Source organism: Arsenicicoccus sp. oral taxon 190 (assembly GCF_001189535.1).
Classification (GTDB): domain Bacteria; phylum Actinomycetota; class Actinomycetes; order Actinomycetales; family Dermatophilaceae; genus Arsenicicoccus.
Window position 1 is genome coordinate 376,087 of the sequence record NZ_CP012070.1, and the last position, 26,170, is coordinate 402,256.

Sequence of the window (26,170 nt, forward strand, 5' to 3'; positions counted from 1 at the left end):
CTACCTGCGCCGGCGCGCGCGGGCCAGACTCGGGTGCCATGAGCGAGCAGGCGCACCAGTCGACCGAGCAGGCGAGCGACGACCCGGTCCTCGCGGCCTACCGGCAGAGCATCGACAACATCGACGCCGCGCTGATCCACATGCTCGCCGAGCGCTTCAAGATCACCCAGAAGGTCGGGGAGTACAAGGCCACCGCGGAGCTGCCGCCTGCGGACCCGGACCGTGAGGAGCGTCAGATCGCGCGGCTGCGGCGGCTGGCGGAGGCGGCGCAGCTCGACCCGGGCTTCAGCGAGAAGTTCCTGAGGTTCGTGATCGACGAGGTGATCCACCACCACGAGCGGATCCGCGAGCGCGAGCAGCCCGGCCGCTGACCGCCCGGGTCCGTCAGCCGCGGCCGAGCATGTCGTGCCGCACGATCACCTCGTCGCGGCCGGGGCCGACCCCGATGACCGAGACCCGGGCGCCGATCTGCGCCTCGACGAACTCCACGTAGCGGCGGGCGTTGTCGGGCAGCTCCTCGAAGGTGCGGCACCCCGTGATGTCCTGCTGCCACCCGGGCAGCACCTCGTAGATCGGCTTCGCGTGGTGGAAGTCGCTCTGCGACACCGGCATCTCCTCGACCCGCTCGCCATTGATCTCGTAGGCCACGCACACCGGGATCTCGGCGAAGGTGTCGAGGTTGTCGAGCTTGGTGATGACGAAGTCGGTGACACCGTTGATGCGGGTGGCGTAACGACCGATCACGACGTCGAGCCAGCCGATGCGCCGCGGACGACCCGTGGTCGTCCCGAACTCGTGGCCGATCTCGCGCAGCCGGTCACCCACCTCGTCGTGCAGCTCGGTCGGGAAGGGACCCTCGCCGACGCGGGTGGTGAAGGCCTTGAGGATCGCGATGACCCGGTCGATGCGGGTCGGCGGGATGCCCGCGCCCGTGCACGCGCCGCCCGCGGTCGCGTTGGAGGAGGTCACGTAGGGGTAGGTGCCGTGGTCGACGTCCAGCAGCGTCGCCTGCCCCGCCTCGCACAGCACGACCTTGCCGGCGTCCAGGGCCTCGGAGATCTCCAGGGAGGTGTCGGCGACCATGGGGCGCAGGCGGTCGACGTACGACAGCAGCTCCTGCACGACCTCCTCGGCCTCGATCGCGCGGCGGTTGTAGAGCTTGGTGAGCATCTGGTTCTTGGAGACCAGGGCGGCCTCGACCTTCTGCCGCAGGATCGACTCGTCGAAGAGGTCCTGGACGCGGATGCCGACGCGGTTCATCTTGTCGGCGTAGGTGGGGCCGATGCCGCGGCCCGTCGTGCCGATCTTGCGCTTGCCGAGGAATCGCTCCCCCACCTTGTCCATCGTCGTGTTGTAGGACGCGATGACGTGGGCGTTGGCGCTGATCCGCAGCCGGGAGGTGTCGATGCCGCGGGCCTCGAGCCCGTCGAGCTCCTCCATGAGCACCGACAGGTCCACCACGACGCCGTTGCCGATGACGGGGGTGACGCCCGGGGTGAGGATCCCCGACGGCAGCAGGTGCAGGGCGTACTTCTCGCCGTCGATGACGACGGTGTGCCCGGCGTTGTTGCCGCCGTTGAACTTCACGACGTAGTCGATGTCGGACCCGAGCAGGTCGGTCGCCTTGCCCTTGCCCTCGTCGCCCCACTGCGCCCCGACGAGCACGATGCCTGGCATATGAATGGTCGCCTTCCGGTGGTCTGTGCAGTTGCCTGCATGGCTGCACGAGACAGGCGCCCGTGCCCCAGGAGTTTACGCCGTCGCCCCCGTCACGTCCGGACGGGACCGCGCTGCGCGCCTCGTATGCCGCCCCCCTGCCCGCCGCCGCCACCGGCCGCGGGCCGGCTCAGGTCTCGTCCCGCCACCGCCATCCCGAGCTGGAACCTCGTGGCCACGCCGTGGTCGTCCATCAGCAGCGCCAGCCGCCGCCGCACGGTGCGCAGCGACACCCCGAGGTGCCGCGCGATGGCCTCGTCCTTGTGGCCGGCGGCGAGCAGGGTGAGCAGGCGGCGCTCGTCGGCGCCGTCGGTGGCCTGGTCGGGCGGGACAATGCCCTGGGCCCACGCCAGGTCGAAGAGGTGGGTGAAGGCCTGCACGAGCATGGGGTCGCGGATCTTGACGTAGTCGACGTCGAGGGCGCCCCACTCGGCCGTCGCCAGCACCATGTCGGTGCCGAGGATCGCGAACTCCGACAGCGGCTCGGCGATCAGCCGCTGCTCCTCCCCCGCGGCGGCGAACCGCGCGATCCAGCGGCGGGACGACGCCGAGGCCAGCGCCGAGACGGGGTAGAGGGAGCGCTTGCTGCGGCCCGAGCGGACGGTGTCGCGGGTGAGCCCGATGAGCTGCTCCAGGCCCTCGGGGCTCCACTCCGCGGTCACGGCGGAGGAGCGGATGGGGCCGGTGGTCGTCTGGATCGACTCGAGGGCGACGCCGGCGACGAGCTCGGTCGGGACGACCTCCCAGGTGGGGCGCCGACCGGGGCGCCCCTTGTCCTGGAAGTCGTTGGTGAAGTGGGCGATCGAGCCGCGGGTGCGGTGCAGCTCGGCCTCCCGGCGCCGGACGTCCGCGAGGGCGCCCTCCACGAGCCGGCCGACGGCGGCGCGCGGGTCCTCTGCCTCCAGCATCCCGTCCCGGGTCTCGGTGACCAGGCCGCTCTCGACGAGCTGGGCCGCGGTGCGGCGCACCATGGCCTCGTCCCAGCCCAGCTCGGCGGCGAGGTCGGGCGGCGAGACGGGCGTGTGCCGCAGGATCCGGCGGTAGAGCCGCTCGCCCCCGGGGGCGATGTCGAAGGCGGCCAGGAACCCAGGCATCGGGCCTCCTCCAGGGGCGTGTTACACCGGACCGGTGACAGGTTAGTGCCATTGACCGAAAAGGGACACCCTCGGGGCGCCGGCGTCGGCATAATGGAGACATCGCCCGTGCTCCACGCAGCGACGTGACTGAGCACCACGTCGCGGACGCGGGCGGAGCGAGGTTACGCGCTTGATGGCGGCGCAGGCCTCACAGGGGGAACGGGTGCCGGGGCAGGGGATGCCCCGGCACCACCCATGTCCGGGCCCGGTCGGCGTGGCGCAGCGTCGCCGACGCAGCGCGTCAGCGACGCGGAACCTCAGCCGCGCGGCGCCAGACCCATCTGACGGGCCGCCTCCAGCGACGAGTCGCGCAGCAGCTGGGCGCAGCGGTCGCGCTCGTCCTCCTCGCCGATCGCGTCGGCGGCATACGCCAGCGCCGCCACGGCGCACAGGAAGCCTCGGTTGGGCTCGTGCTCCCAGGGCACCTCGCCCTGGCCCCGCCAGCCGGCGCGACGCAGCGAGTCCAGACCCCGGTGGTATCCGGTGCGGGCGTACGCGTAGGCCTCGACCGGGCGACCGCCGGCCAGGGCGTGCTCGGCCAACGTCGCCCACACCAGCGACGAGGTGGGATGGGCCGCGGCGACGGCCATGGGGTCCTGGCCCGTCGCGAGCGACGCGGCTGCCGGGTCCTCCGGCAGCCGCGTCGGCTCGGGCCCCAGCAGGTTGGGGCGCTCGGTCATCGGACCTCAGCTCACTTGTGGGTGCCGGCGGAGCGGAGGTTCTCGCAGGCCTCGACGACACGGCGGGCCATGGCCGCCTCGGCCTCCTTGCCCCACGCGCGCGGGTCGTACTGCTTCTTGTTGCCGACCTCGCCGTCGACCTTCAGGACGCCGTCGTAGTTCTTCAGCATCCAGTCCGCGACGGGGCGGGTGAAGGCGTACTGCGTGTCGGTGTCGACGTTCATCTTCACGACGCCGAAGTCGACGGCGTCGGAGATCTCCTGCGGCAGCGAGCCGGAGCCGCCGTGGAAGACCAGGTCCAGCGGCTTGTCGCCCTTGTCGGAGCCGTACTTGGCGACGACCGCGTCCTGGCACTCCTTGAGGATCTCGGGGCGCAGCTTGACGTTGCCGGGCTTGTAGACGCCGTGCACGTTGCCGAAGGTCAGGGCGGCCATGTAGCGGCCCTTCTCGCCGAGGCCTAGCGCCTCGACGGTCTTCAGCGCGTCCTCGGGGGTGGTGTAGAGCTGCTCGTTGATCTCGTTGGCGACGCCGTCCTCCTCGCCGCCGACGACGCCGATCTCGACCTCGAGGATGACGTCGAGCTTGTGGCAGATCGCCAGCAGCTCCTGGGCGATCTCGAGGTTGTGGTCCAGCGGCACCGCAGAGCCGTCCCACATGTGGGACTGGAAGATCGGGACGCCGTGCTTCTCGTAGTTGGCCTCCGACGCCTTGAGCAGCGGGCGGACGAAGCCGTCCAGCTTGTTCTCCGGGCAGTGGTCGGTGTGCAGCGCGATGTTGACGTCGTAGTTCTTGGCGACCTCGGTGGCGTAGGCCGCGAGCGCCAGGGACCCGGTCACCATGTCCTTGATCGTCGCGCCGGAGAGGTACTCCGCACCGCCGGTCGAGACCTGGATGATGCCGTCGCTGCCCGCCTCGGCGAACCCTCGGATGGCAGCGGTCGCGGTCTGGGAGGAGGTGACGTTGATGGCGGGGTAGGCGAAGGCCCCTGCCTTCGCGCGGTCCAGCATGTCGCGGTAGACCTCGGGGGTTGCGATGGGCATGAGGGAGTTCTCCTTCGATCGGTCGTCTCCGGGCCGCGGAGTCTCGCCGCAGCGCTGCTCCCCATCCTGGCACCCTGGTCCGCAAAACGACGACCCGCAGGGTGGCCCGTCCACCTGCTGGAAGCGTTGTCCGCACCCTGGCGGCCCGCCCCCGACACAGAGGTGCGCGATGCACCTCCCCCTCAAAGTGCATCGCGCACTGCCAGGCTAGGGGCGCGGGCGACCGACCCGCCTGAGTAGTCATACCTACCCGCTGCCTAGGCCTGCCCGGCGCCTCGCCCGCCCCTCTCCCCGGAGCCCGGCCCGAAGACGTGCTGACGCACCCACGCGTGCATCGCGATCGCGGCGGCGGCGCCGGCGTTGAGCGAGCGGGTCGAGCCGAACTGCGTGATGTGCACGACCTGGTCGGCGGCCGCGAGCAGCTCTGGGCTCAGCCCGGGCCCCTCCTGGCCGAAGGCCAGCACGCACCGCCGGGGCAGCCCGACCTCCTCCAGCGGCTGCGACCCCGGCACGTTGTCGACGGCCACGAGCGGTATGGCGCTCGACCGCTCCCCCACACCGCCGCCTCCCGCGTGGCACCAGCGCACCAGGTCGACGACGTCGGGGTGGTGGATCTCGTGCTGGTAGCGGTCGGTGACCATCGCGCCGCGGCGGTTCCAGCGGCGCCTGCCGACGATGTGGAAGGCCGCGACGTTGAAGGCGTTGGCGGTGCGGATCACCGACCCGATGTTGAAGTCGTGCTCCCAGTTCTCGACCGCGACGTGCAGCGCGTGGCGGGACCGGTCGAGCTCGGCGACGATCGCCTCCAGGGTGAGGTAGCGGAACCGGTCCTCGACGTTGCGGCGGTCCCCCGCGCGCAGCAGCTCGGGGTCGTAGCGCGGGTCCGGGCTGCCGTCCGCCGTCGTGGGCCACGGCCCCGGCCAGGGTCCGACGCCCACCTCACCCCTGCCGTCCGCCGCTGCCGCCACGAGCGGCAGGCTACCCGGCATACGGGCCTGCGGGTGAGCGGGTGACGCGCGCAGGTTGTGGCGACCGACAGCGGACGTACAGCAAGCCGCCGTACCCTGATCGGCGTGACCCTCCCCCACGTGATGTCCTCCCTGCAGTGGATGGACCCGCAGTACCTCCTGGACCACTACGGCAACGCGTTCTTCTGGATCTCGATGGCGATCGTCTTCATCGAGTGCGGCCTGCTCTTCCCGATCCTGCCGGGCGACTCGCTGCTCTTCGCCATCGGCATGTTCATCAAGCGCGGCGACGTCGGCATCAACCTCGGCGTGGCGCTCGCGCTGCTGTCGGTGGCGGCCTTCGCGGGCAACGTCGTGGGCTACGAGATCGGCCGGGCCATCGGCACCCCCCTCTACAACCGCGACGGGCGCATCCTCAAGCGCAAGTACTTCGACCAGACCATCGACTTCTTCGACAAGTACGGCAACAAGGCGCTGGTCATCGGCCGGTTCGTCCCGATCGTGCGGACCTTCATCACCGTGGTCGCGGGCGTCGGCAAGATGGACCGCCGTCGCTTCTTCACGTGGTCCGCGGTCGGAGCGGTGCTGTGGGCCTGCAGCGTCACGCTCGCGGGCTACCTGCTCGGGGGGATCGCGCTGGTCCACGACCACCTCGAGGCGGCGATCCTGCTCATCGTGCTGATCTCGGTGCTGCCCATGTTCTTCGAGTGGTGGATGCACAGGCGGCGCAAGGCGCGCCCCACCAGCGACCCCACCGCCGGCGCCGGCTTGACCCGCGCCGAGCGCTGACCCCGGCGCCCGCCGAGCACGGCGCGAGGGCCGGCCCAGGATCTCCTGGGCCGGCCCTCGCTCGGTGCTGCGGGAGGTGCGGTCCTACTGCTGCGGCCGGTCGGGCTGGCTCGAGGGCCAGCTCAGCGCGCCACCCTCCTGGTGCGGGTTGGTGTCCGGCATGTCGCCCTGACGCCCGGCGCCCTGGGCGTTGTCCGCGGCGCCGGCCGGCAGACCGCCGGCCGGGGCGTGGGCGCCCTCGCCGGTGCCCGGCTGACCCTGACCCGGCTGCGGGGCCGGGGCGGGGGCCGAGGTCGGGGCCGGAGCGGCGCCGCCGCGGACCGGGCCGCCCTGCGCGGGCTCGGGATCGGTCTCGTAGGTGCGGGCCGACCCGGTGTCGAAGTTGACCTGCGGGGTGCTGCGGGCCTGCGCCTCCGCCTCGAAGTACTGCTCCTGGTGGATGCCGAACTGCTTGGCGATCATGTTGCTCGGGAAGGACTCGACCTTGGTGTTGAGCTCGCGGACCGTGGCGTTGTAGTAGCGGCGGCCGGACGCGATGCGGTCCTCGGTCGAGGACAGCTCCTGCTGCAGGGCGAGGAAGTTGCTGTTGGCCTGCAGCTGCGGGTAGGCCTCGGCCACCGCCATCAACCGGCCGATCGCGCCGGTGAGCTGCTGCTCGGCCGCCGCCGTCTCGGCGGGGTTGGAGCCGCTGCGGACGGCTGCGGCGCGCGCGCTCATCACGTCGTCGAGGGTGCCGCGCTCGTGCGTGGCGAAGCCCTTGACGGTCTCGACGAGGTTGGGGATCAGGTCGTGCCGCCGCTTGAGCTCGACGTCGATCTGGCGCCAGGACTCCTGCGTGCGGTTGCGCAGCCCGATGAGGCTGTTGTGCATGCCGACGAGCCACATGACGATCAGGGCGATGATGACGAGCAGGACGATCAGCGTGATGAGGACGGGTGTCACGTCGGCTCCCTCCATGGTGGGACGTGAGGTCGTGGCCAGCCTAGCCGGGCGGCTGCGGCCGTTGGTCGTATGACGAACCGCCCGCCGGTGGGGGTTCCCGACCGGTGGGCTGCCGCTCCCGCGCCGCTCAGGCCAGCCCGAGCTCCTCGAGGGAGTAGACGTGCAGGTAGGGCACCCCCGCCTCGTCCTGGATGCGCTCCCCCGCGCCGGTCGCCCGGTCGGCGATGGTGGCGACAGCCACCACCTCGGCGCCCTCCTCCCGGGCGGCGGCGACCGCGTCGAGCGGGGACCCGCCGGTGGTCGTAGTGTCCTCGACGACCAGCACCCGCCGGCCCCTGATCGAGGGGCCCTCGATCCGCTGCTGCAGGCCGTGGGCCTTGCCGGCCTTGCGGACCACGAACGCGTCGAGGCGCTCCCCCGCGGCGGCGGACGCGTGCAGCATCGACGTGGCGACCGGGTCGGCGCCGAGCGTGAGGCCGCCGACGGCGTCATACGCGAGGTCCCGGGTGAGGTCACGCATCACGACCCCCACGAGGGGGGCGGCCTCCCCGTCGAGCGTGATGCGGCGCAGGTCGACGTAGTAGTCGGCCTCCTTGCCGGAGGACAGGGTGACCCGACCGTGCACGACGGCCTTGTCCTTGATGATCTCGAGCAGGCGGGCGCGGGCGTCGGCGGGGTTCATGGCAGCGAGCCTAGCCGGGCCGGTCAGCGGCGGGAGCAGTCAGCGGCGGGTGCGGCGGCCGTGGGCGAGCTGCGCGCTGACGCGGCGGACGAGGCCGCGCGGCGCGAGCTGCACCACCCCGACCAGGCCCTTGTAGAGCGGGCCGGGGACGGAGACCACGGCACCGCGCGCGACGTCGTCCAGGCAGTCCCGCACGAGCCGGTCCGCGTCGAGCCAAGCGGCCTCCGGCAGGTGCGACATGTTCATGGCGGCCCGCTCGTGGAACTCCGTGTGCGTGAAGCCGGGGCACAGCGCGGTCGCCGTCACCCCGGTGCCCGCGAGCTCTGCGGCCAGGCCCTCGGTGAAGGTGGTGCACCAGGCCTTGGCGGCCGAGTAGGTGCCCATCGACACGAAGGACGCGACCGAGGAGACGTTGACGATCGCCCCGCATCCGCGGGCACGCATCGCGAGCGCGGCGGCCTGGGAGAGCACGAGGACCGCCCGGGTGTGCAGCAGCAGGTGGTGCTCCTCCTGCTCGACGGGGGTGCGCAGGAAGTCGGTGCGCAGGCCGTACCCGGCGTTGTTGACCACGAGGTCCACGGGGGCCTGCGGGTCGCTGACGCGGTCCGCGACCCGGTGCAGGTCGTCCCGGTCCACCAGGTCGGCGACGAGGACCTCGCAGCGCGTGCCGTGCCGGTCGCCCAGGTCGGCGGCGAGCGCCCGCAGCCGCTCCTCGGTGCGGGCGACGAGGACGAGGTCGTGCCCGCGGCGGGCGAGCTCGCGGGCGAAGGCCAGGCCGATGCCGGAGGACGCTCCGGTGACGAGTGCGGTTGCCATGGGCCCCACGGTAGGGCCCCACGCCAGACCGGCGGGTGCCGGCGGGCACCTAGAGTTGGGCACGTGCGCATCGCAACGTGGAACGTCAACAGCATCCGCAGCCGCGTCGACCGCGTGGTCGCCTTCCTCGATCGGCACGACGTCGACGTGCTCGCCCTGCAGGAGACCAAGTGCACGGACGCGCAGTTCCCGATGCTGCCGTTCGAGCAGGCGGGCTACGAGGTCGCCCACCACGGCCTCAACCAGTGGAACGGCGTGGCCGTCGCCTCCCGGGTCGGGTTGACCGACGTGCAGGTCGGCTTCGACCAGATGCCCACGTATGGCGAGCCCGAGGCGATCGCCGAGGCCCGGGCCCTCGGCGCGACCTGCGACGGCGTGCGGGTGTGGTCGCTCTACGTCCCCAACGGCCGCGAGCTCGGCCACACGCACTACGCCTACAAGCTGGACTGGCTGGCCCGGCTCCGGGACCAGGGCGCGCAGTGGCTCGGCGCCGACCCGCAGGCGCAGGTCGCGCTGATGGGCGACTGGAACATCGCCCCGCAGGACGACGACGTCTGGGACATGGGCTTCTTCGAGGGCAAGACCCACGTGTCCGCGCCCGAGCGCGCCGCCTTCCAGGCCGTGGTCGAGGCCGGCTTCACCGACGTCGTGCGCCCGCACGCCCCGGGCCCGGGGACCTTCACCTACTGGGACTACACGCAGCTGCGGTTCCCCAAGAAGCAGGGCATGCGCATCGACTTCTGCCTCGCCTCGCCGGCGCTGGCGTCCCGGGTCGGGGGCGCCCTCATCGACCGCGAGGAGCGCAAGGGCAAGGGCGCCAGCGACCACGCCCCGGTGATCGTCGACCTCGACTGATCTCCACGGGCGCACCGGCGCCCCGGCGGCTGGCGACCGGCGACCGGCGGCGCTGGGCGTCAGGCGACGAGCTCCAGCCGGGGCAGCGCGTCGACGCCGCGCGTCCCCACCACGAAGAAGCCCAGGTCCCGCACCCCCGTGCCGGCGCAGTAGCGCTGCACCGCCTCCTGCCACTGCAGGTCCGGCGCCGTCGCGTGCACCGGACCGTGCCGGACGACATAGCTCGCGACCGACCCGTGCCGGCACAGCGTGCCGATGGTGGCGTCGAGCAGGGAGCGGACCTGCGCCGGGTCGGTGGGCGGCGCCAGCCCGGCGAGCAGCAGCGGCGTCACCAGCCGGCCGTTGAGGTCGCACAGCATGAAGCCCAGGTCGGGCTCGGTGTCCGGGCCCCGGAGCGTGTCGCGCAGCACCTGCCGCACGAGCTCGGGGTCGGTCAGCGGGCGGTCGGCGATGATCGAGTAGATGTCCATGGCCCGATCCTGGGCCGACGGGACGGCGACCGTCCCGGGTCGTCCACAGCCTCAGGCCCCGGGCGCGGATCGCCGCGGCGGCCGCCCTGCCTGTGGACAGCGCGTCACCCGTCCGGTCGCGCCGCCGCACGCGGGGTGGTCGACGGCGTCCCCTGCGGCACCGCGCCGTCAGCAGCGGGCCGTGTCCGTCGGCCTCCCAGCGTCAGCGCCACCACCGCAGCCACGGCGCAGCACGCCGCGGCGCCCCAGAAGACCGTCTGCACCTGCAGCAGCGCCGCCCCGAGGAGGGCCTGCGGGTCGGTCGGGTCCGGCAGCGCGGCCGTCGCCGCGTAGAAGCGCCGCAGCCCCACCGCGGTGAGCAGCGCCAGGCCGGCGATCATCCCCATCATCCGCGCGAGCACGACCAGCGAGCTCGTGATCCCGTGGGCGGCAGCCTCGACCGCGTCGAGCGCGGCGGCGTTGACGGGGGCGACGGCCAGGCCCAGCCCCAGGCCCACGACCAGCAGCGACACCGTCGACCAGGGCGTCGCCAGGGACCCCGTGCCCCACCGCGCCATGTCGGCGAGACCGACCGCGGCCAGCGCCACCCCGGCGGTGGCCACTGGCGCCGGCCCGAGCCGCCGCAGCAGGGCCCCGCCCGCGAGCGCGCCCACGGGCACCCCCACGAGGAACCTCAGCAGCACGAACGCCGCCTGCGCCTGGCTCTGCGCCACCGTCAGCCGGGCCAGCACGGGCACGTCCACCACGACGGCCGCCAGCGCCGCGCCCACGAGCAACGACACCACCAGCGCGCGCAGGCCGGTCCCCCGCACCACGCCCCGGGCCACGAGCGGGCGCGCCGCGGTGCGGTGGCGGACGGCATACGCGATCGCCGCCAGGAGCCCGAGCGGCACCCACCACCAGGCGGTGCGGCCGACCACCTCCACGGCCGGGTCCGAGGTCGCGAAGGTCAGCACGAGGCAGCCGAGGGCCGTCGCGGCCAGACCCGCGCCGACCAGGTCGAGCTCGCGCCGCAGCGACCGCCACCGCGGCCAGGACACCAGCAGCCACACGATCAGCAGCAGCAGCGCGGCGACCCCGAGCGGGGTCTGCACCCGGGCGCGGCCACCGAGGGGGACGTAGCCCCATCCCCAGGTCAGGTCGGTCACCAGGGCCGGCGGCGCCCACAGGGCCAGGGCCAGCGCGACCAGCCCGAGCAGCAGCGGCAGCGACCGCATGCCGACCCGCGGCCCCAGCCCCGCCAGCGCACCCACCACGAGCCACAGGCCGACCGCCGCGACCGCGTTGAGCCAGAAGATGTCCCGCCACGTGCCGACCGCCAGGACGGCGGCGCCCAGCAGCGGGCCGAGCACCGACCCGAGCTCCTGCACGGCCCCCACCACGCCGAGCGGGACCCCGCGACGGTCCGGGGGCCAGCCCCCGGCCACCAGGGCCAGGGTCGCCGGGACCAGCCCGCCACCGCCGAGCCCTTGCAGCACCCGCCCCGCGACGAGCACCGGCAGCTCGACGGCCAGGGCCGTGACCACCGACCCCACGAGGAAGACCGCGAGCAGGCCCTGCAGGACCCGGCGGCGGTCGACGAGGTCCGCGAGGCGGCCGACCAGCGGCAGCGTCGCGACGTACCCGAGGAGGAAGCCGCTCACGATCGGGGTGGCCCGCTGCATCGCGTCGACGCCCAGGCCGACGCCGGTCATCATGTCCGGCAGCGCCAGCACGACCACATAGGTGTCGGCGGCAGCGAGCAGGACACCGACCGCGGCGGCCGTCAGCAGCGCGTGCGGCCGTCGGCGGGGGTCAGGGCGCACGGACGGTGACCGGTTCGCCATACCCGTCCAGCCGGACGTCGTAGGTGGACTGGGAGCCGGCGAAGAAGGGGCCCTTGAGCTGCACCGACCGGAGCCGGTCGTCGTCGGCGATGGTGTAGGTCGCCGCGAAGCTGCCCTGCCGGTCCCCGGTCGCCAGCACGTCCGCCACCGCGCCGCCCGGGATGGTGCCGGTCACGGTCTGCAGCACCGCGGTGCCGTCGCGCTGCTTGGCCCCCAGCTGCGGCGATCGGGTCGCCGTCAGCAGCGAGCTGATCCCGCGGTCCGGCGACAGCAGCTGCGCGGGGTCCGGGGCGCCGTACTGCGCCGGGTCGGCCTGCACGAATCGCGGCGTGAAGGGCAGCCGCAGGTGCAGCTTGCGGTCGACCGAGACGACGTCGACCGTGCCGGACAGGCCGCGGGCCCGCACGGTGAGCGTCCCCTGGAAGGCGGGCTGGTGGGTCGCGACGCCCTCCGCGGCGCTCACCCCCTGCGCTCCGCTCGGGAAGTCCGGGCTGCTGATCGCCACCCGCACCGACGAGGAGGTGTCCAGCTGGCGCTTCGCGGCGGCGAGCCGGTCGGCGGCGGTCGGCTCGGGGCGCTGGTCCTCCCCGCCGGAGCAGCCGCCGGCCGTGACGACGGCCACGGCGGTGAGCAGCGCGGCGGCAGACGTCCTGGTGGGGCGCCCCCGCGCCCCGGTGCTGACCGTCATGTGGTGCTCCCCCTGGTCGTCGCTCCCCCTCGTCCACCACCGACCGTAGGCCATCGACCGCCGCAGCCGCAGCCACCCCGCTCGGGCCACCACCCCGTGGGCTAGGGTGCAAGGACGACGCGGGGTGCCACGACCACCACGGCCGAGGCTGAGATCACACCCGTCGAACCTGATCTAGCTCGCACTAGCGAAGGGACGTCGCATGACGCGCACCCCCACGCCCCCGGTGACCCCCGAGCAGCTCGCCGACGCGCTGGCCGCGCTGCGGGACGGCTCGCCGCTCGTCCAGAGCATCACCAACATCGTGGTCGCCCAGTGGACCGCCAACCTGCTGCTCGCGGCGGGCGCGGCCCCGGCGATGGTCGACAACCCGCACGAGTCCCGGCTCTTCGCGACGGTGGCGGGTGGGCTCCTGGTCAACACCGGCACGCCGTACGACGACACGACGGCAGCCATGCGCGAGGCCGTCGCCGGCGCGGCCGACGCCGGCACCCCGTGGGTGCTCGACCCGGTCGCCGCCGGCGGGCTCCCCTGGCGCACCGAGGTCGCCGTCTCGCTGATGGACCTGCACCCACCGACGATCGTGCGCGGCAACGGCTCGGAGATCGCGGGCCTGCTCGGCGGCGTGGGCGGTCGCGGCGTCGACAGCGCCGACTCCCCCGAGCGGGTCCTCGACCGGGCGCGGGAGCTGGCCGCGCAGCGCCGCACCGTCGTCGCCGTCAGCGGCGCGGTCGACCACCTCACCAACGGCGACCGGCTGGTGCGGGTGCACAACGGCGACCCGCTGCTCACCCGGGTCACCGGGGTGGGGTGCGCGCTCGGGGCGCTGATGGCGGGCTTCGCCGCGGTCTGCGAGGACCCCCTCGTCGCCGCGACCGGCGCGACCGCGCTGCTCACCGTGGCCGCCGACCGCGCGGTCGGGCGCTCCCGCGGGCCCGGCAGCTTCGCGGTGCACCTGCTCGACGAGATCTCGCTGGTCACCCCCACCGAGCTGGCCGTCGGGGTGCGGCTGTCATGAGTCGCCCGCGCTGCGACCTCACGCTCTACCTCGTGACCGACACCGCCCTGTCCGGCGGCCCGGACCGGGTCGCCCAGGTCGCCCGGGACGCGGTCGCCGGGGGCGCCACGCTGGTGCAGGTCCGGGACCCGGACGCGTCGGACGCCGACTTCCTGCAGATCGCCCGGTCGGTGGTGCAGGCACTCCACGGCACCGGCGTCCCGGTCGTCCTCAACGACCGCGTGGAGCTCGTCGAGGCGGCAGGGGCGGACGGCGCCCACGTCGGCCAGGGTGACCTGTCCCCGGAGCGGGCCCGCGAGATCCTCGGGCCGGACCGGCTGCTCGGCCTGTCCTGCCAGACCCTCGCCCACGTCGACGCGGCCCGGCAGCTGGCCGCCGGCACGCTCGACTACCTCGGCCTCGGCCCCGTGTGGGACCAGGCCACCAAGCCCGACGCCGCCACGCCCGCCGGACCCGAGGGCATCGCCGCCCTCGCCGCCGCGAGCCCCTGGCCCACCGTCGCGATCGGCGGCATCTCCGCGCCGCGCATCAACGAGCTGCCCGGCACCGGCGTCGACGGCGCCGCCGTGGTCAGCGCCATCTGCGCCGCGCCCGACCCCCGCCAGGCGGCCGCCACCCTGCTGGCCCGGTGGCGGGAGGCGGCGGCGCGGCATACGGACTCGAAGGGCTTGACAGACCCGACCGACTTGACGGACCCGACCGACCCGACTCACGAGGTGACGCCATGACCGCGGCAGCCGGCCCGCCCCCCAAGGCTCTGTCCATCGCCGGGAGCGACCCCTCCGGGGGCGCCGGGATCCAGGCCGACCTCAAGACGTTCAGCGCGCTCGGCACCTACGGCATGTGCGTCCTCACCGCCCTGACCGCCCAGTCCACGCAGGGCGTCACGGGGGTGCACGCGGTGCCCGCCGACTTCGTGACGCAGCAGCTGGACACCCTGCTCGCCGACATCACCCCCGACGCCGTCAAGATCGGCATGCTCGCCGACGCCGAGGTGACCGGCGCCGTCAGGGCCGCCGTCGAGCGGCTGCGCGCCGAGGAGCGAAAGGAGCTGCCGATCGTCCTCGACCCCGTCATGGTCGCCACCAGCGGGGACCGGCTGCTCACCGAGGACGCGGTGGGCGCGGTCCGTGAGCTCGTCCCCCTCGCCAGCATCGTCACGCCCAACCTGCCCGAGGCCGCCCTGCTGCTGGGCACGGCGCAGGCCACCACCCCCGGCGAGATGCTCGAGCAGGCCCGCCGCCTCGTCGAGCAGGGTGCCCGCCGCGTCTACCTCAAGGGCGGTCACCTCGACGAGCCCGACCGGGCCACCGACGTCTACGCCGACGCCGAGACGACCGTCGCCGGGTGGAGCGAGCGCATCGACACCCGCAGCACGCACGGCACCGGGTGCACCCTGTCCTCCGCCCTCGCCGCCCTGCGCCCCCAGCGCGAGACCTGGACGGAGACCGTCCAGGACGCCAAGCGCTGGCTCACCGAGGCCCTGCGCCACGCCGACGAGCTGCAGGTCGGCCACGGGCACGGGCCGGTCCACCACTTCCACGAGACCTGGAGCAGGCCATGACCTTCACCGCCGACGCCTGGACCCACACCGCGGACGTCCGGTCCGCGATCGACGAGCTCCCCTTCGTGCAGGGGCTGGCCGACGGGACCCTCGAGCGCGAACGCTTCGCGTACTACATGGCCCAGGACGCGCTCTACCTCGCGGACTACGGCCGGGTCCTCGCCGCGCTCGCGAGCCAGGCCACCGACCCCGACGAGATGCTCTTCTGGGCCGAGTCCGCCCGCACCACCGTCGTCGTCGAGCGGGAGCTGCACGGCACCCACGTCGCCGACCTCGCGGCCGCGCGCCGCTCCCCCACGTGCCTGGCCTACACGTCCTACCTCGCCTCGCTCACGACCCAGGGCTCGTATGCCGTGGCCGCGGCCGGCGTGCTCCCGTGCTTCTGGATCTACCAGGACGTGGGTGACCACCTGCTGCGGCAGGCCGGGGCGCTCGACGGGCACGCCTACGGCGACTGGATCGGGATGTACTCCGACGCGGAGTTCGCCGCCTCGGTGTCGCGCGCGAAGGCCATCGTGGACCGGTGCGCCGCCGGGGCCGACGGCGACGTGGTGGCGCGGATGCACGAGGCCTACGCGACGGCGGCGCGCTACGAGTGGATGTTCTGGGACGCCGCCTGGCGGCAGGAGACCTGGCCGGTCTGACCTACCGCCGGCCGGCTGGGCGGGTCTGACCGCGTCAGGCGGACACCTCGGTGGTGGAGTCGTCGTGACGGACCCTGCGGCGGACCACGAACCAGCTCGCCACCAGCAGGACGAACCAGATCGGCGTCCACATCATGGCCTGCAGCGTGTCCTCGAACTGCGTCAGCACCCACAGCACGAAGGCGAAGAAGGCCAGCACCACCCAGGGCATCACGTGCGCTCCCGGCATCTTGTAGGTGGAGCGCGCGTGGGCCTCGGGGTGGCGGCGCAGGTAGACGATGTAGCTGACCAGGATCATCCCCCAGACGAAAATGAACAGCACCGCCGAGATGGTGGTGACGACGGTGAAGGCGCCCATCACCGTGTCGCTCAGCATCAGGATGACGGACAGGCCCACGAGCAGCACCGACACGAAGAGGCCGTTGCGGGGGACGTGGCGCCGGGAGAGCTGGCCGAAGGTGGCGGGCGCCATACCCTTGTGGGACAGGCCGTAGAGCATCCGGGAGGTCGAGAAGAGCCCCGAGTTGCAGCTCGACGAGGCGGACGTCAGGACGACGAAGTTCATCACGGACGCGGCCGCGGCGAGCCCGGCCAGGCTGAAGAGGTTGACGAAGGGCGAGACCTCGGGGTTGATCGAGCTCCACGGCGTGATCGTCATGATCACGAAGAGCGCGAAGACGTAGAAGATGATCACGCGGATCGGGATCGAGTTGATGGCCTTCGGCAGGGTCCGGGTGGGGTCCTTGGTCTCGGCGGCCGTGGTGCCGACCAGCTCGATGCCGACGAACGCGAAGACCGCGATCTGGAAGCCCTCGAAGAAGCCGTTGACGCCCTTGGGGAAGAAGCCGCCGTGGTCCCACAGGTAGGTCACGGACGCCTTGGTGCCGTCCGGCGAGCGGAACACCGTGACGAGCATGAACAGCCCCATGAGGATCAGCGCGATGATGGCGACGACCTTGATGATCGCGAACCAGAACTCCATCTCGCCGAAGAGCCGCACGGTCAGCAGGTTGAGCAAGAGCAGGAAGGCCAGCATGGCCACGGCCAGCAGGATCGACAGCGTCTTGTCGTGGACCCAGAAGTCCCAGTAGCCCGCGACCGCGATGATCTCCGCCATGCCGGTGACGACCCAGCACAGCCAGTAGGTCCAGCCGGACATGAACCCCGCCCACGGCCCGAGCATGTCGGCCGAGAAGTCCTGGAAGGACTTGTAGTCGAGGTTGTGCAGGAGCAGTTCGCCCATCGCCCGCATGACGAAGAAGAGCATCACCCCCACGGTGACGTAGACCAGGAGGATGGAGGGGCCGGCGGCGTGGATGGTCTTGCCGGAGCCCATGAACAGGCCGGTGCCGATGGCACCGCCGATGGCGATGAGCTGGACGTGACGGTTGGACAGGTTGCGCTGGAGCTGTTCGCCGGACCCGGTGGTGGGCTGGTTGGGCTGGTCGCCGGGCGGACGAGCATCGACTGTGGCCATGCTGACCTCGCTGTCAGATTGGTGCCCCCGATGGGTGGTGGGGACGGTGCGCCTGGGATTCTATGCACCCCAGCGCATCCCCCCGACATCGGGGTGCCGCTATCGGCGGCGGTGGGGGCCTCCGGGGGGGCGAGGGCAGGGAGGGGCGGGCGGCATACTGGCCTCATGAACGGTGTTCAGGAGTCGTTGCTGGCGTGGGACCGACGGCACCTGTGGCACCCCTACTCGACCTTCCCGGCCGCGGCCGACCCCTATCTCGTGCGCAGCGCCCGCGGCGTGCGGCTGCGGCTCGAGGTCGACGGCCGCCCACGGGAGGTGGTCGACGCGATGTCCTCGTGGTGGTGCGCGGTGCATGGTTATGCCGTCCCGGAGCTGGACGCGGCGGTGCGCGACCAGCTGGGCGCGATGAGCCACGTGATGTTCGGCGGCCTCACCCACGAGCCGGCCGTGACCCTGGGGCGGCGGCTCGTCGCCCTGGCTCCCAGCGGCCAGGCTGACGAGTCACCGCTGCAGCACGCCTTCCTCGCCGACTCGGGCTCCGTCGCGGTGGAGGTGGCCCTCAAGATGGCCTGGCAGTACCACGTGGCCCTCGGGCGCCCGCGACGGCGGATGTTCACGATCCGCGGCGGCTACCACGGGGACACCGTCGCTCCGATGAGCGTGTGCGACCCCGTGAGCGGGATGCACACGCTCTTCACCGGGGTGCTGCCGGAGCAGGTCTTCGCCCCGCGTCCGCCCGCGGGCCTCGACCTGGACGGGTCCGACCCGGCGATGGCGGCCTGGGAGCGCGAGACGCGCGCGCTCTATGCCGAGCACGCGGCCGAGATCGCGGCCGTGGTGGTGGAGCCGGTCCTGCAGGGCGCCGGCGGCATGCACGTCTACAGCCCGTATGCCGTGCGCGTGCTCGCCTCCCTCGCCGCCGGCTCCGGCGCGCTGCTGGTGGCCGACGAGATCGCGACGGGCCTCGGGCGGACCGGGACGCTGTGGGCCGTCGACCGGTGCGGGGTCGTCCCCGACATCCTGTGCGTGGGCAAGGCCCTGACCGGCGGCTACCTCACACTGGCGGCGACGCTGTGCACGACGAGCCGGTGCGCGTGGCCGAGGTCACCCGGGCCGCGCTCGACCGAGGGGTGTGGGTGCGGCCCTTCCGCGACCTCGTCTACACGATGCCGCCCTACGCCTGCACCGACGACGACGTGGCCACCATCACCGGCGCGCTGGTCGAGGCCGTCGCCGTCGCCCACCCCTGAGAGGCTGGACCCGTGAGCACCCCCGCACCCATCATCGTCGTCACCGGCACCGGCACCGAGGTCGGCAAGACCATCGCCACCGCGGCGCTCGCCGTCGGGCTCCAGGAGCAGCGGCTGCGCGTCGCCGTCGTCAAGCCGTGCCAGACCGGGCTCCAGCCGGGCGAGGACGGCGACCTGGCCGTCGTCGACCGGCTGGCCGGCGGCGTGGAGACGGTCGAGCTGGTGCGGCTGCCCGATCCCCTGTCCCCGGACGCGGCGGCACGGCATACGGGCCGGGAGCTCCCCCCGGTGCCGGTCCTCGCCTCGCAGATCGCCCAGGTCGCGCGGCGCGACGACGTCGACATCGTGCTGGTGGAGGGCGCGGGCGGGCTGCTGGTCCGGCTCGACCTGGCGGGTGGCACGCTGGCCGACCTGGCGCTGTGCCTGCAGGAGCTCGGCCTCACGGTCGGCGTCATCGTGGTCGCCACGGCCGGCCTCGGGACGCTCAACCACTCCGCGCTGACCGCCGAGGCGCTGCAGCTGCGGGGGCTGGAGTGCCTCGGTTTCGTGATCGGGTCGTGGCCGGAGTCCCCCGGCCTCGCCGAGCGCCTCAACGTGGACGACCTGCCCGCCGTCACGGGCGCTCCCCTCCTGGGGAAGGTCCCGGAGGGGGCGGGGTCGTGGGATCCGCAGACCTTCCAGGACCGGGCGGGCGCCTGGCTCCCGATCCTCTGACCCTCGCAGGCTCGCAGGAGGGGCCGGGCTTCACGACAGTCGCAGATCTTCGGGCTGCAACCCGAAGATCTGCGACTGGGGCGAGCGGTCAGCCCAGGGTGAGCGCGTCGGCGTCGCCGTCGCGGTCGACGACCACGGTCTGCCCGTCCTGGACCTCGCCCGACAGCAGCGCCTTGGCCAGCCGGTCGCCGATCTCGCGCTGCACGAGCCGCCGCAGCGGCCGCGCGCCGTAGGCCGGGTCGTAGCCCGTCAGCGCCAGCCACTCGCGGGCCGCCTCGGTCACCTCCAGGGTGATCCGCCGGTCCGCCAGCCGGCGGCCCATCTCCGCGACCTGCAGCTCGACGATGTGCCCGAGCTCGTCCATCGACAACGGGTCGAAGATCACGACCTCGTCCAGCCGGTTGAGGAACTCCGGCTTGAAGGAGGACCGCACGGTCGCCATGACCGCCTCCCGCTTGGCCGTCTCGTCCAGGGTCGGGTCCACGAGGAACTGCGAGCCCAGGTTGGAGGTCATGACGAGGATGACGTTGCGGAAGTCGACCGTCCGGCCCTGACCGTCGGTCAGCCGACCGTCGTCGAGGACCTGCAGCAGGATGTCGAAGGTCTCCGGGTGGGCCTTCTCCACCTCGTCGAGCAGGACCACGCTGTAGGGGCGCCGGCGGACCGCCTCGGTCAGCTGACCGCCCTCCTCGTAGCCGACGTAGCCGGGAGGGGCTCCGACGAGCCGGGCGACGGAGTGCCGCTCGGAGTACTCCGACATGTCGATGCGCACCATGGCCCGCTCGTCGTCGAAGAGGAAGTCGGCCAGCGACTTGGCCAGCTCGGTCTTGCCGACACCCGTCGGGCCGAGGAAGAGGAAGGACCCGGTGGGACGGTTGGGGTCGGCGACCCCGGCCCGCGCCCGCCGGACCGCGTCCGACACGGCCCGCACGGCCTCGGCCTGCCCGATGAGGCGCTCGCCGATGACCTGCTCCATGTGGAGGAGCTTCTCGGTCTCGCCCTCGAGCAGCCGACCGGCCGGGATCCCGGTCCAGGACGAGATGACGTCGGCGATCGCGTCCGCGTCGACCTCCTCCTGCACCATCGGCGCGGTGCCGGCGCCGGCATCCTGCTGCTCCTCGGCCTGAGCCTCGTCGACCTCCCGCTCGAGACGGGGGATCTCGCCATACATGATCGGGGCGGCGTCGTTGAGCCGGCCCTCGCGGACCAGCACCTCGGCGCGCGAGCGGGCCTCGTCGAGCTTGGCCTTGAGGTCACCGACCTTGTTGAGGCCGGCCTTCTCGGCCTCCCAGCGGGCGTTGAGCCCGGCGAGCTCCTCGCTGCGGTCGGCGATCTCCTTGCGCAGCCGCTCGAGCCGCTCCCGGGAGGCCGCGTCGGTCTCCTGCTCGAGGTGCAGCTCCTCCATGCGGAGCCGGTCGACCTGGCGGCGCAGCTCGTCAATCTCGACGGGCGAGGAGTCGATCTCCATGCGCAGCCGGGACGCGGCCTCGTCGACCAGGTCGATGGCCTTGTCGGGCAGCTGCCGCCCGGTGATGTAGCGGTCGGACAGCGCTGCGGCCGCGACGAGCGCGGAGTCAGCGATGGCGACCTTGTGGTGCGCCTCGTACCTCTCCTTGAGCCCCCGCAGGATCGCGATGGTGTCCTCCACGGACGGCTCCCCCACGAAGACCTGCTGGAAGCGCCGCTCGAGCGCCGAGTCCTTCTCGATGTTCTCGCGGTACTCGTCCAGGGTGGTGGCGCCGATCAGCCGCAGCTCGCCGCGGGCCAGCATCGGCTTGAGCATGTTGCCGGCGTCCATCGCGGAGTCACCGGTGGCGCCGGCGCCCACAATCGTGTGGATCTCGTCGATGAAGGTGATGACCTCACCGTCGGAGCCCTTGATCTCGTCGAGCACGGCCTTGAGCCGCTCCTCGAACTCGCCGCGGTACTTCGCGCCCGCGACCATCGCGCCGAGGTCGAGGGAGATGAGGCGCTTGCCGCGCAGGCTCTCGGGGACGTCACCGGCGACGATGCGCTGGGCGAGGCCCTCGACGACGGCGGTCTTGCCGACGCCGGGCTCGCCGATCAGCACAGGGTTGTTCTTGGTGCGGCGGGACAGCACCTGCACGACGCGGCGGATCTCGGAGTCCCGGCCGATGACCGGGTCGAGCTTGCCGTCGCGGGCGACCTGGGTCAGGTCGGTGCCGTACTTCTCGAGCGCCTCGAAGGTGCCCTCGGGGTTGGCGGACGTGATCGTGCGGCCGCCGCGGATCTCGGGGATCTTGGCCTCGAGCGCCGCCGCGTCCAGCCCGAAGCTGCCGCTGCGGGCGATCGCCACGAGCAGGTGGTCGGTGGAGATGTAGCTGTCGCCCATCGCGGCCGCCGCGTTGCCGGCCTGCTGCAGCACGGCCTGGGTCGCCTGGGAGGCGGTAGGCGTGCTGGTGCTGCCGGTCACGGTGGGCAGGGAGGCGAGGACTCGGGCGGCTGCGGCGCCCACGGCCTGGGGCGTGGCGCCGGTCGCGGCGATCAGCGGCCCGGTCGTGGTGTCCTGCTGCCCGAGCAGGGCGACGAGCAGGTGGGCGGGCTCGACCTGCGCGTGGTGCGCGGAGGTCGCGTCGTGCACGGCCGCGTTGACGGCCTCGGCTGCCTTGGTGGTCAGCTCCATGTGCGGCTCCTCGGTGGGTCTGACGGCCCTGCGGGCCGTGGGTCTCGTATGCCGGCAAGCCCGGCTTCACTGGCGACAACCCCGTCAAAGTTGAGTCTATTCCGCTCAACCTCGACCGTCACCGGGTCGCGGGAACCGGCCGCGCGACCGACCGAGCCCCGCCGACCCCGCCAACGATGAACGATCCATGGCGTGATCTCCGTCACAGCATCGTGTCCGTTTGATCCGCGTCACCACCGGTTGCGGCCAACCGCAGGCGTCACCCGGGTTAACACTTGGTGCCCAACGGTGCGGAATCCGCCCAGCGGGTTCAGCGGCGTGCTGGAGGTGGCCACAATGGTCGGCGTGGACGTTTCCCTCATCCTCCTCGTGCTGGTCGTCATCACGGCCCTGGCCTTCGACTTCACCAACGGCTTCCACGACACCGGCAACGCGATGGCGACGTCCATCGCCACCGGGGCGCTCAAGCCCAAGACCGCGGTGCTGCTCTCCGGGATCCTCAACCTCGTCGGCGCCTTCCTGAGCGTCGAGGTCGCCCTCACCGTCACCAACGCCGTCATCAAGATCCAGAACAAGGACGGCTCCCCCATCACCTCCCTGGTCGCCGACCACGGCCAGGCGCTGCTGCTCATCGTGCTCGCCGGCCTCATCGGCGGCATCGTCTGGAACCTCCTGACCTGGCTGCTCGGCCTGCCGTCCAGCTCCTCCCACGCGCTCTTCGGCGGCCTGATCGGCTCCACCATCGCGGGCATCGGTTGGGCCGGCGTGAAGTGGAACGGCGACGGCAGCAAGCTCGACGGCGTCCTCGGCAAGGTCATCATGCCCGCGCTGCTGTCCCCCGTGATCGCCGCCGTCGTCGCGGCCACCGGCACGTGGCTGATCTACAAGATCACCACCGGCGTCAACGAGCGGTGGAAGGAGTCGGGCTTCCGCTGGGGCCAGATCGGGTCGGCCTCGCTGGTCTCCCTCGCCCACGGCACCAACGACGCGCAGAAGACCATGGGCGTCATCACGCTCGCCCTCATCGCCTACGGCTCCCACACCGACACCCACTCGGTGCCGTTCTGGGTCAAGCTGTCCTGCGCCCTCGCGATCGCGCTCGGCACCTACCTCGGCGGCTGGCGGATCATCCGCACGCTCGGCAAGGGGCTCGTCGAGATCGCCTCCCCCCAGGGCATGGCGGCCGAGTCCGCGTCGGCGGCCACGATCCTCGTGTCCAGCCACCTGGGCTTCGCGCTGTCGACCACGCACGTGGCCACCGGCTCCATCCTCGGCACCGGCATCGGCAAGAAGGGCGCCGAGGTGCGCTGGGGCGTCGCCGCGCGCATGGTCGCGGCCTGGCTGATCACGCTGCCGTCCGCGGCGGTCGTGGGTGCGGTGATGTGGTTCATCGGCCATGTCATCGGCGGTCTGGCCGGCGTCGTCGTGATCTTCGCGATCCTGTGCGCCCTGTCCGGCTACATGTACCACCGCTCGCGGCAGAAGCCGATCGACCACAACAACGTCAACGACGAGTGGGACACCCGCGACGACGCCAACGAGGCGATCGCGGCGTCCGCCGACGTCCGGGCCTGAGCAGGAGACCACCTCATGAAGAACCTCGAGCTCCTCTTCGACGCCGCCTGGAAGGTCCTCGCCGTCGGCCTGCTGCTCGGCGCCGGCCTCCCCGCGATCTTCGCCACGGGCATCCGCGCGATGGCCTACGGCCAGGGCGGCAGCGCCGAGATCGACAGCACCGCCCGCCCCCACCCGGTGGGTCGGGTCATTGGCATCCTGTGCTTCGCGCTCGTCGCCGCGGCCATCATCACCGGCATCACGATCATCGTCGCCTCCGGCTTCGGCAAGGCCGTGAGCTTCGACCACATCATCCCGACCATCGTCGACAAGAAGCACTGAGCGCCATGGGCACCAACCCCTTCGCCCGGCTCCTCGGGTGGCTGCGCGCCGGCTACCCGGACGGGGTGCCGCAGAGCGACTACATCGCCCTCCTCGGGATCCTGCACCGCGACCTCACCGAGACGGAGGTCACCGACCTCGCGGTGGCCCTGCGCGCCGAGCGCGGCGACGCCGACATCGACCGGGACGCGATCACCGCGCGGATCCGGCAGATGATCCTGGAGCGGCCGTCGGAGCAGGACGTCACCCGGGTCGCGAGCCGCCTCGCCGCCGGAGGCTGGCCGCTCGCCGGCGCCGACGAGGCGATCGGCCTGGCCGACGAGGAAGCGACCGACCGGTCCGACAACCAGGTGAGCGAGGCCGGCTGACGGCATACTGGGACGCGTGCGTCCTGGCCCTGCGGGCGCCCCGGTCCGAGCAACCGGAGGCGCCCTGCGGCGTCCGGCGGGGCTCACCCGTCGGAGCCGTCCAGACCCGAGGAGGATCCCCCATGAATCCTTACCTGGAGCGCGTGGTCAACTGGCTGCGCGCCGGTTATCCCAACGGCGTGCCCGACAACGACTACCAGCCGCTGCTCGCGCTGCTGCGGCGCCGGCTGACCGACACCGAGGTGGAGGAGCTCGGCGACGAGCTGGTCCGCAACGGCATGGTCCCCGCCGACAAGATCGACGTCGGGGTCGGCATCATCAAGGTTACCGACGACCTGCCCACCGAGGACGAGATCCAGCGAGTGGGCTCGCGACTGCGCGAGAGCGGGTTCCCCGTCGACGTGGACCGCGTCGGCCGCGAGCAGCACTGACCTGCCGGGGTGGAGTGGGTCTACGCCTGGTGGGGCTGGTTCGACTGGCCGCCCACCCTCGGCAACCTGGGGGTGGAGATCGCGGTCGCCCTCGACCTGGCGTTCCGCGTCGTCGCGGCCTCGGTCGTCTCCAACAACCGGCGCCCCTCCAGCGCCGTGGCGTGGCTGCTCGCGATCTTCTTCATCCCCTTCCTCGGGTTGTTCGCGTTCCTGCTGATCGGGTCCTCCAAGCTGCCGCGGCGCCGCCGCAACAAGCAGCGCCGGGTCTCCGAGGTGATCCTCGCGCGCACCGCCGACATCGACATCGAGCGCCCTGACGACGGTCCCCCCTGGCTGGAGCCCGTCACCCGGATGAACCGCCGGCTCGGCGCCATGCCCATGCTGGCCGGCGCCGACGCCACCCTCGAGACCGACTACGTCGCGTCGCTGCACCAGATGGCCGACGAGATCGACCTGGCCCGCGAGTTCGTGCACGCCGAGTTCTACATCCTGTCCCTCGACGAGACCACGCAGCCGGTCTTCGACGCCCTGGGCCGGGCGGTCGAGCGCGGCGTGACCGTGCGGGTGCTCTTCGACCACCTGGCGTCGCTGCGGATCCCCGGTTACCGCCGCACCATCCGCCACCTGGACCGGATCGGGGTGCAGTGGGCCCGGATGCTGCCGTTCACCCCCTGCAAGCGGGAGGTCCTGCGGCCCGACCTGCGCAACCACCGCAAGCTGCTGATCATCGACGGCCAGGTCGGCTTCATCGGCTCGCAGAACCTCATCGACGCCCGCTACGGCAAGCGCCGCAACCGCCGCCTCGGCCGGGAGTGGATCGACATCATGGCGCGGTTCACCGGCCCGGTGGTGCAGGAGCTCGACGCCGTCTTCCGCACCGACTGGTACTCCGAGACCGACGACCTCCTGGACGTCGGCGCCGGCGGCACCCTGGTCCGCGCCGAGGCCACCGGCGACCTCTACGCCCAGTGCGTGCCGAGCGGGCCCGGCTTCGAGGCCCAGAACAACCTCAAGCTCTTCAATGCGCTGATCCACAACGCCAACGAGTCGGTGCGGATGATCAGCCCCTACTTCGTGCCCGACGAGTCGCTGCTCATGGCGGTGACGAGCGCGGCGGAGCAGGGGCTGGTGGTCGAGCTCTTCGTCTCCGAGCAGGGCGACCAGCCGATCGTGCACCACGCGCAGCGCTCCTACTACGAGCTGCTGCTGGCGTCCGGCGTCGACATCTGGATGTATCCCCAGCCCTTCGTCCTGCACGCCAAGACGCTCACCATCGACGGCCGCACCTCGGTGATCGGGTCGAGCAACATGGACATGCGCTCCTTCACCCTCAACCTGGAGGTGTCCGTCCTGGTCGAGGGGGCGGACTTCGCGGCGGACCTCGCGGAGTTCGAGGACCTGCTGCGCAGCCGGTCGCGCCGCCTCACCCTCACCGAGTGGAAGCGCCGCCCCTGGCACGAGCAGATCGCCGACGGCTTCTGCCGGCTCGCGTCGGCCCTCATGTGAGCAGCGGCCGTATGCCGGATGGCGCCCGCCCGGGCTCCGGCATACGGCCT

The 26,170-nt window shown here is 72.5% G+C and carries 27 protein-coding genes and 1 riboswitch; of the genes, 14 read left to right on the top strand and 13 right to left on the bottom strand.

Annotated elements, in window-relative coordinates; genetic code table 11:
* Positions 1 to 38 precede the first annotated feature (38 nt).
* The gene (locus tag ADJ73_RS01760) at positions 39 to 371 is read left to right on the top strand and encodes a chorismate mutase (protein WP_050346836.1); all 333 of its coding nucleotides are present in this window, start codon (positions 39 to 41) and stop codon (positions 369 to 371) included.
* Between the two features lie 13 nt (positions 372 to 384).
* On the opposite strand, the gene ADJ73_RS01765 is transcribed toward ADJ73_RS01760, so the two are convergent.
* The 5 genes from ADJ73_RS01765 to ADJ73_RS01785 all read right to left on the bottom strand — a co-directional run bounded on the left by ADJ73_RS01765 (position 385) and on the right by ADJ73_RS01785 (position 5,561).
* On the bottom strand, positions 385 to 1,677 hold the full coding sequence (locus ADJ73_RS01765; RefSeq protein ID WP_050346837.1) for an adenylosuccinate synthase: 1,293 nt from the start codon (positions 1,675 to 1,677) through the stop codon (positions 385 to 387).
* Between the two features lie 92 nt (positions 1,678 to 1,769).
* A complete protein-coding gene (locus ADJ73_RS01770; protein ID WP_050346838.1) occupies positions 1,770 to 2,810 on the bottom strand; it encodes a helix-turn-helix domain-containing protein in 1,041 nt (346 codons plus the stop codon).
* A gap of 299 nt (positions 2,811 to 3,109) precedes the next feature.
* The gene (locus ADJ73_RS01775; RefSeq protein ID WP_050346839.1) at positions 3,110 to 3,532 is read right to left on the bottom strand and encodes a DUF3151 domain-containing protein; all 423 of its coding nucleotides are present in this window, start codon (positions 3,530 to 3,532) and stop codon (positions 3,110 to 3,112) included.
* Positions 3,533 to 3,543: 11 nt separating this feature from the next.
* Positions 3,544 to 4,572 carry a class II fructose-bisphosphate aldolase gene (gene fbaA, locus ADJ73_RS01780; RefSeq protein ID WP_050346840.1) on the bottom strand — a complete coding sequence of 343 codons (1,029 nt, stop codon included), beginning with the start codon at positions 4,570 to 4,572 and terminating at the stop codon, positions 3,544 to 3,546.
* Positions 4,573 to 4,829: 257 nt separating this feature from the next.
* Positions 4,830 to 5,561 (bottom strand): TrmH family RNA methyltransferase, encoded by a 732-nt coding sequence (locus tag ADJ73_RS01785; protein WP_050346841.1) that lies wholly within the window; start codon positions 5,559 to 5,561, stop codon positions 4,830 to 4,832.
* A gap of 102 nt (positions 5,562 to 5,663) precedes the next feature.
* Here ADJ73_RS01785 and ADJ73_RS01790 point away from each other — a divergent pair, with 102 nt between their 5' ends.
* Positions 5,664 to 6,329 (top strand): DedA family protein, encoded by a 666-nt coding sequence (locus ADJ73_RS01790; RefSeq protein ID WP_050346842.1) that lies wholly within the window; start codon positions 5,664 to 5,666, stop codon positions 6,327 to 6,329.
* 84 nt (positions 6,330 to 6,413) lie between these two features.
* Here ADJ73_RS01790 and ADJ73_RS16395 read toward each other — a convergent pair whose 3' ends face one another.
* The 3 genes from ADJ73_RS16395 to ADJ73_RS01805 all read right to left on the bottom strand — a co-directional run bounded on the left by ADJ73_RS16395 (position 6,414) and on the right by ADJ73_RS01805 (position 8,769).
* Positions 6,414 to 7,271, bottom strand: a complete 858-nt coding sequence (locus ADJ73_RS16395) for a LemA family protein (RefSeq protein ID WP_253272637.1) — start codon at positions 7,269 to 7,271, stop codon at positions 6,414 to 6,416.
* A 127-nt stretch (positions 7,272 to 7,398) separates the two neighbouring features.
* Entirely contained in the window at positions 7,399 to 7,953 is a 555-nt protein-coding gene (pyrE, locus tag ADJ73_RS01800; protein WP_050346843.1) for an orotate phosphoribosyltransferase, read from the bottom strand.
* A gap of 39 nt (positions 7,954 to 7,992) precedes the next feature.
* The gene (locus tag ADJ73_RS01805; RefSeq protein ID WP_050346844.1) at positions 7,993 to 8,769 is read right to left on the bottom strand and encodes an SDR family NAD(P)-dependent oxidoreductase; all 777 of its coding nucleotides are present in this window, start codon (positions 8,767 to 8,769) and stop codon (positions 7,993 to 7,995) included.
* A 63-nt stretch (positions 8,770 to 8,832) separates the two neighbouring features.
* On the opposite strand from ADJ73_RS01805, the gene ADJ73_RS01810 reads away from it, so the two are divergent.
* Positions 8,833 to 9,624 (top strand): exodeoxyribonuclease III, encoded by a 792-nt coding sequence (locus ADJ73_RS01810; protein WP_050346845.1) that lies wholly within the window; start codon positions 8,833 to 8,835, stop codon positions 9,622 to 9,624.
* Positions 9,625 to 9,683: 59 nt separating this feature from the next.
* Here the strand turns inward: ADJ73_RS01810 and ADJ73_RS01815 are convergent, their stop codons facing one another.
* The 3 genes from ADJ73_RS01815 to ADJ73_RS01825 form a co-directional block, all read right to left on the bottom strand.
* Positions 9,684 to 10,094, bottom strand: coding sequence for a hypothetical protein (locus ADJ73_RS01815; protein ID WP_050346846.1), 411 nt, complete (start codon positions 10,092 to 10,094; stop codon positions 9,684 to 9,686).
* Positions 10,095 to 10,198: 104 nt separating this feature from the next.
* On the bottom strand, positions 10,199 to 11,899 hold the full coding sequence (locus ADJ73_RS01820) for an MFS transporter (protein WP_253272638.1): 1,701 nt from the start codon (positions 11,897 to 11,899) through the stop codon (positions 10,199 to 10,201).
* A complete protein-coding gene (locus ADJ73_RS01825; RefSeq protein WP_172669682.1) occupies positions 11,889 to 12,608 on the bottom strand; it encodes an LppX_LprAFG lipoprotein in 720 nt (239 codons plus the stop codon). The genes ADJ73_RS01820 and ADJ73_RS01825 overlap by 11 nt, the downstream gene beginning before the upstream one ends.
* Positions 12,609 to 12,718: 110 nt before the next feature.
* Positions 12,719 to 12,821: riboswitch (TPP riboswitch) on the top strand.
* Here ADJ73_RS01825 and thiM point away from each other — a divergent pair.
* From thiM to tenA, 4 genes are all read left to right on the top strand, one after another.
* Positions 12,811 to 13,626: a hydroxyethylthiazole kinase gene (thiM, locus tag ADJ73_RS01830; RefSeq protein ID WP_050346849.1), complete on the top strand. Its 816-nt coding sequence runs from the start codon at positions 12,811 to 12,813 to the stop codon at positions 13,624 to 13,626. It overlaps the preceding riboswitch by 11 nt.
* Positions 13,623 to 14,354, top strand: coding sequence for a thiamine phosphate synthase (thiE, locus tag ADJ73_RS01835; protein WP_050346850.1), 732 nt, complete (start codon positions 13,623 to 13,625; stop codon positions 14,352 to 14,354). The genes thiM and thiE overlap by 4 nt, the downstream gene beginning before the upstream one ends.
* A complete protein-coding gene (gene thiD, locus ADJ73_RS01840; protein ID WP_050346851.1) occupies positions 14,351 to 15,190 on the top strand; it encodes a bifunctional hydroxymethylpyrimidine kinase/phosphomethylpyrimidine kinase in 840 nt (279 codons plus the stop codon). Before thiE ends, thiD begins: the two co-directional genes overlap by 4 nt.
* A complete protein-coding gene (gene tenA, locus ADJ73_RS01845) occupies positions 15,187 to 15,834 on the top strand; it encodes a thiaminase II (RefSeq protein ID WP_050346852.1) in 648 nt (215 codons plus the stop codon). Before thiD ends, tenA begins: the two co-directional genes overlap by 4 nt.
* Positions 15,835 to 15,868: 34 nt before the next feature.
* Here tenA and ADJ73_RS01850 read toward each other — a convergent pair whose 3' ends face one another.
* Positions 15,869 to 17,311: an amino acid permease gene (locus ADJ73_RS01850; protein WP_082176669.1), complete on the bottom strand. Its 1,443-nt coding sequence runs from the start codon at positions 17,309 to 17,311 to the stop codon at positions 15,869 to 15,871.
* A 165-nt stretch (positions 17,312 to 17,476) separates the two neighbouring features.
* Here ADJ73_RS01850 and ADJ73_RS01855 point away from each other — a divergent pair, with 165 nt between their 5' ends.
* Complete coding sequence (locus tag ADJ73_RS01855; RefSeq protein WP_441293936.1) at positions 17,477 to 18,577, top strand: aminotransferase class III-fold pyridoxal phosphate-dependent enzyme; 1,101 nt, start codon at positions 17,477 to 17,479, stop codon at positions 18,575 to 18,577.
* Complete coding sequence (gene bioD, locus ADJ73_RS01860) at positions 18,574 to 19,275, top strand: dethiobiotin synthase (RefSeq protein WP_216593659.1); 702 nt, start codon at positions 18,574 to 18,576, stop codon at positions 19,273 to 19,275. The genes ADJ73_RS01855 and bioD overlap by 4 nt, the downstream gene beginning before the upstream one ends.
* Positions 19,276 to 19,363: 88 nt before the next feature.
* Here bioD and clpB read toward each other — a convergent pair whose 3' ends face one another.
* Positions 19,364 to 21,919, bottom strand: a complete 2,556-nt coding sequence (clpB, locus tag ADJ73_RS01865; protein WP_050346853.1) for an ATP-dependent chaperone ClpB — start codon at positions 21,917 to 21,919, stop codon at positions 19,364 to 19,366.
* A gap of 345 nt (positions 21,920 to 22,264) precedes the next feature.
* On the opposite strand from clpB, the gene ADJ73_RS01870 reads away from it, so the two are divergent.
* The 5 genes from ADJ73_RS01870 to cls all read left to right on the top strand — a co-directional run bounded on the left by ADJ73_RS01870 (position 22,265) and on the right by cls (position 26,120).
* The gene (locus ADJ73_RS01870; RefSeq protein ID WP_156188066.1) at positions 22,265 to 23,494 is read left to right on the top strand and encodes an inorganic phosphate transporter; all 1,230 of its coding nucleotides are present in this window, start codon (positions 22,265 to 22,267) and stop codon (positions 23,492 to 23,494) included.
* A gap of 15 nt (positions 23,495 to 23,509) precedes the next feature.
* Positions 23,510 to 23,815 (top strand): hypothetical protein, encoded by a 306-nt coding sequence (locus ADJ73_RS01875; protein ID WP_050346855.1) that lies wholly within the window; start codon positions 23,510 to 23,512, stop codon positions 23,813 to 23,815.
* Between the two features lie 5 nt (positions 23,816 to 23,820).
* Positions 23,821 to 24,183: a DUF3349 domain-containing protein gene (locus tag ADJ73_RS01880; RefSeq protein WP_050346856.1), complete on the top strand. Its 363-nt coding sequence runs from the start codon at positions 23,821 to 23,823 to the stop codon at positions 24,181 to 24,183.
* 122 nt (positions 24,184 to 24,305) lie between these two features.
* Positions 24,306 to 24,614 carry a DUF3349 domain-containing protein gene (locus ADJ73_RS01885; protein ID WP_050346857.1) on the top strand — a complete coding sequence of 103 codons (309 nt, stop codon included), beginning with the start codon at positions 24,306 to 24,308 and terminating at the stop codon, positions 24,612 to 24,614.
* 9 nt (positions 24,615 to 24,623) lie between these two features.
* The gene (gene cls / locus ADJ73_RS01890; protein WP_441293937.1) at positions 24,624 to 26,120 is read left to right on the top strand and encodes a cardiolipin synthase; all 1,497 of its coding nucleotides are present in this window, start codon (positions 24,624 to 24,626) and stop codon (positions 26,118 to 26,120) included.
* The last annotated feature ends 50 nt before the right edge of the window (positions 26,121 to 26,170 follow it).

Excerpts from the sequence above, each read along its gene's own strand:
- ADJ73_RS01885 (WP_050346857.1), top strand. The coding sequence starts at position 24,306 with ATGAATCCTTACCTGGAGCGCGTGGTCAACTGGCTGCGCGCCGGTTAT.
- tenA (WP_050346852.1), top strand. The coding sequence starts at position 15,187 with ATGACCTTCACCGCCGACGCCTGGACCCACACCGCGGACGTCCGGTCC.
- clpB (WP_050346853.1), bottom strand. The coding sequence starts at position 21,919 with ATGGAGCTGACCACCAAGGCAGCCGAGGCCGTCAACGCGGCCGTGCAC.
- ADJ73_RS01815 (WP_050346846.1), bottom strand. The coding sequence starts at position 10,094 with ATGGACATCTACTCGATCATCGCCGACCGCCCGCTGACCGACCCCGAG.
- ADJ73_RS01805 (WP_050346844.1), bottom strand. The coding sequence starts at position 8,769 with ATGGCAACCGCACTCGTCACCGGAGCGTCCTCCGGCATCGGCCTGGCC.
- thiD (WP_050346851.1), top strand. The coding sequence starts at position 14,351 with ATGACCGCGGCAGCCGGCCCGCCCCCCAAGGCTCTGTCCATCGCCGGG.
- ADJ73_RS01775 (WP_050346839.1), bottom strand. The coding sequence starts at position 3,532 with ATGACCGAGCGCCCCAACCTGCTGGGGCCCGAGCCGACGCGGCTGCCG.
- thiE (WP_050346850.1), top strand. The coding sequence starts at position 13,623 with ATGAGTCGCCCGCGCTGCGACCTCACGCTCTACCTCGTGACCGACACC.
- pyrE (WP_050346843.1), bottom strand. The coding sequence starts at position 7,953 with ATGAACCCCGCCGACGCCCGCGCCCGCCTGCTCGAGATCATCAAGGAC.
- ADJ73_RS01880 (WP_050346856.1), top strand. The coding sequence starts at position 23,821 with ATGGGCACCAACCCCTTCGCCCGGCTCCTCGGGTGGCTGCGCGCCGGC.
- ADJ73_RS01765 (WP_050346837.1), bottom strand. The coding sequence starts at position 1,677 with ATGCCAGGCATCGTGCTCGTCGGGGCGCAGTGGGGCGACGAGGGCAAG.
- ADJ73_RS01770 (WP_050346838.1), bottom strand. The coding sequence starts at position 2,810 with ATGCCTGGGTTCCTGGCCGCCTTCGACATCGCCCCCGGGGGCGAGCGG.
- ADJ73_RS01825 (WP_172669682.1), bottom strand. The coding sequence starts at position 12,608 with ATGACGGTCAGCACCGGGGCGCGGGGGCGCCCCACCAGGACGTCTGCC.
- ADJ73_RS01790 (WP_050346842.1), top strand. The coding sequence starts at position 5,664 with ATGTCCTCCCTGCAGTGGATGGACCCGCAGTACCTCCTGGACCACTAC.
- ADJ73_RS01785 (WP_050346841.1), bottom strand. The coding sequence starts at position 5,561 with ATGCCGGGTAGCCTGCCGCTCGTGGCGGCAGCGGCGGACGGCAGGGGT.
- ADJ73_RS01875 (WP_050346855.1), top strand. The coding sequence starts at position 23,510 with ATGAAGAACCTCGAGCTCCTCTTCGACGCCGCCTGGAAGGTCCTCGCC.
- ADJ73_RS01855 (WP_441293936.1), top strand. The coding sequence starts at position 17,477 with ATGAACGGTGTTCAGGAGTCGTTGCTGGCGTGGGACCGACGGCACCTG.
- ADJ73_RS01850 (WP_082176669.1), bottom strand. The coding sequence starts at position 17,311 with ATGGCCACAGTCGATGCTCGTCCGCCCGGCGACCAGCCCAACCAGCCC.
- ADJ73_RS01760 (WP_050346836.1), top strand. The coding sequence starts at position 39 with ATGAGCGAGCAGGCGCACCAGTCGACCGAGCAGGCGAGCGACGACCCG.
- fbaA (WP_050346840.1), bottom strand. The coding sequence starts at position 4,572 with ATGCCCATCGCAACCCCCGAGGTCTACCGCGACATGCTGGACCGCGCG.
- thiM (WP_050346849.1), top strand. The coding sequence starts at position 12,811 with ATGACGCGCACCCCCACGCCCCCGGTGACCCCCGAGCAGCTCGCCGAC.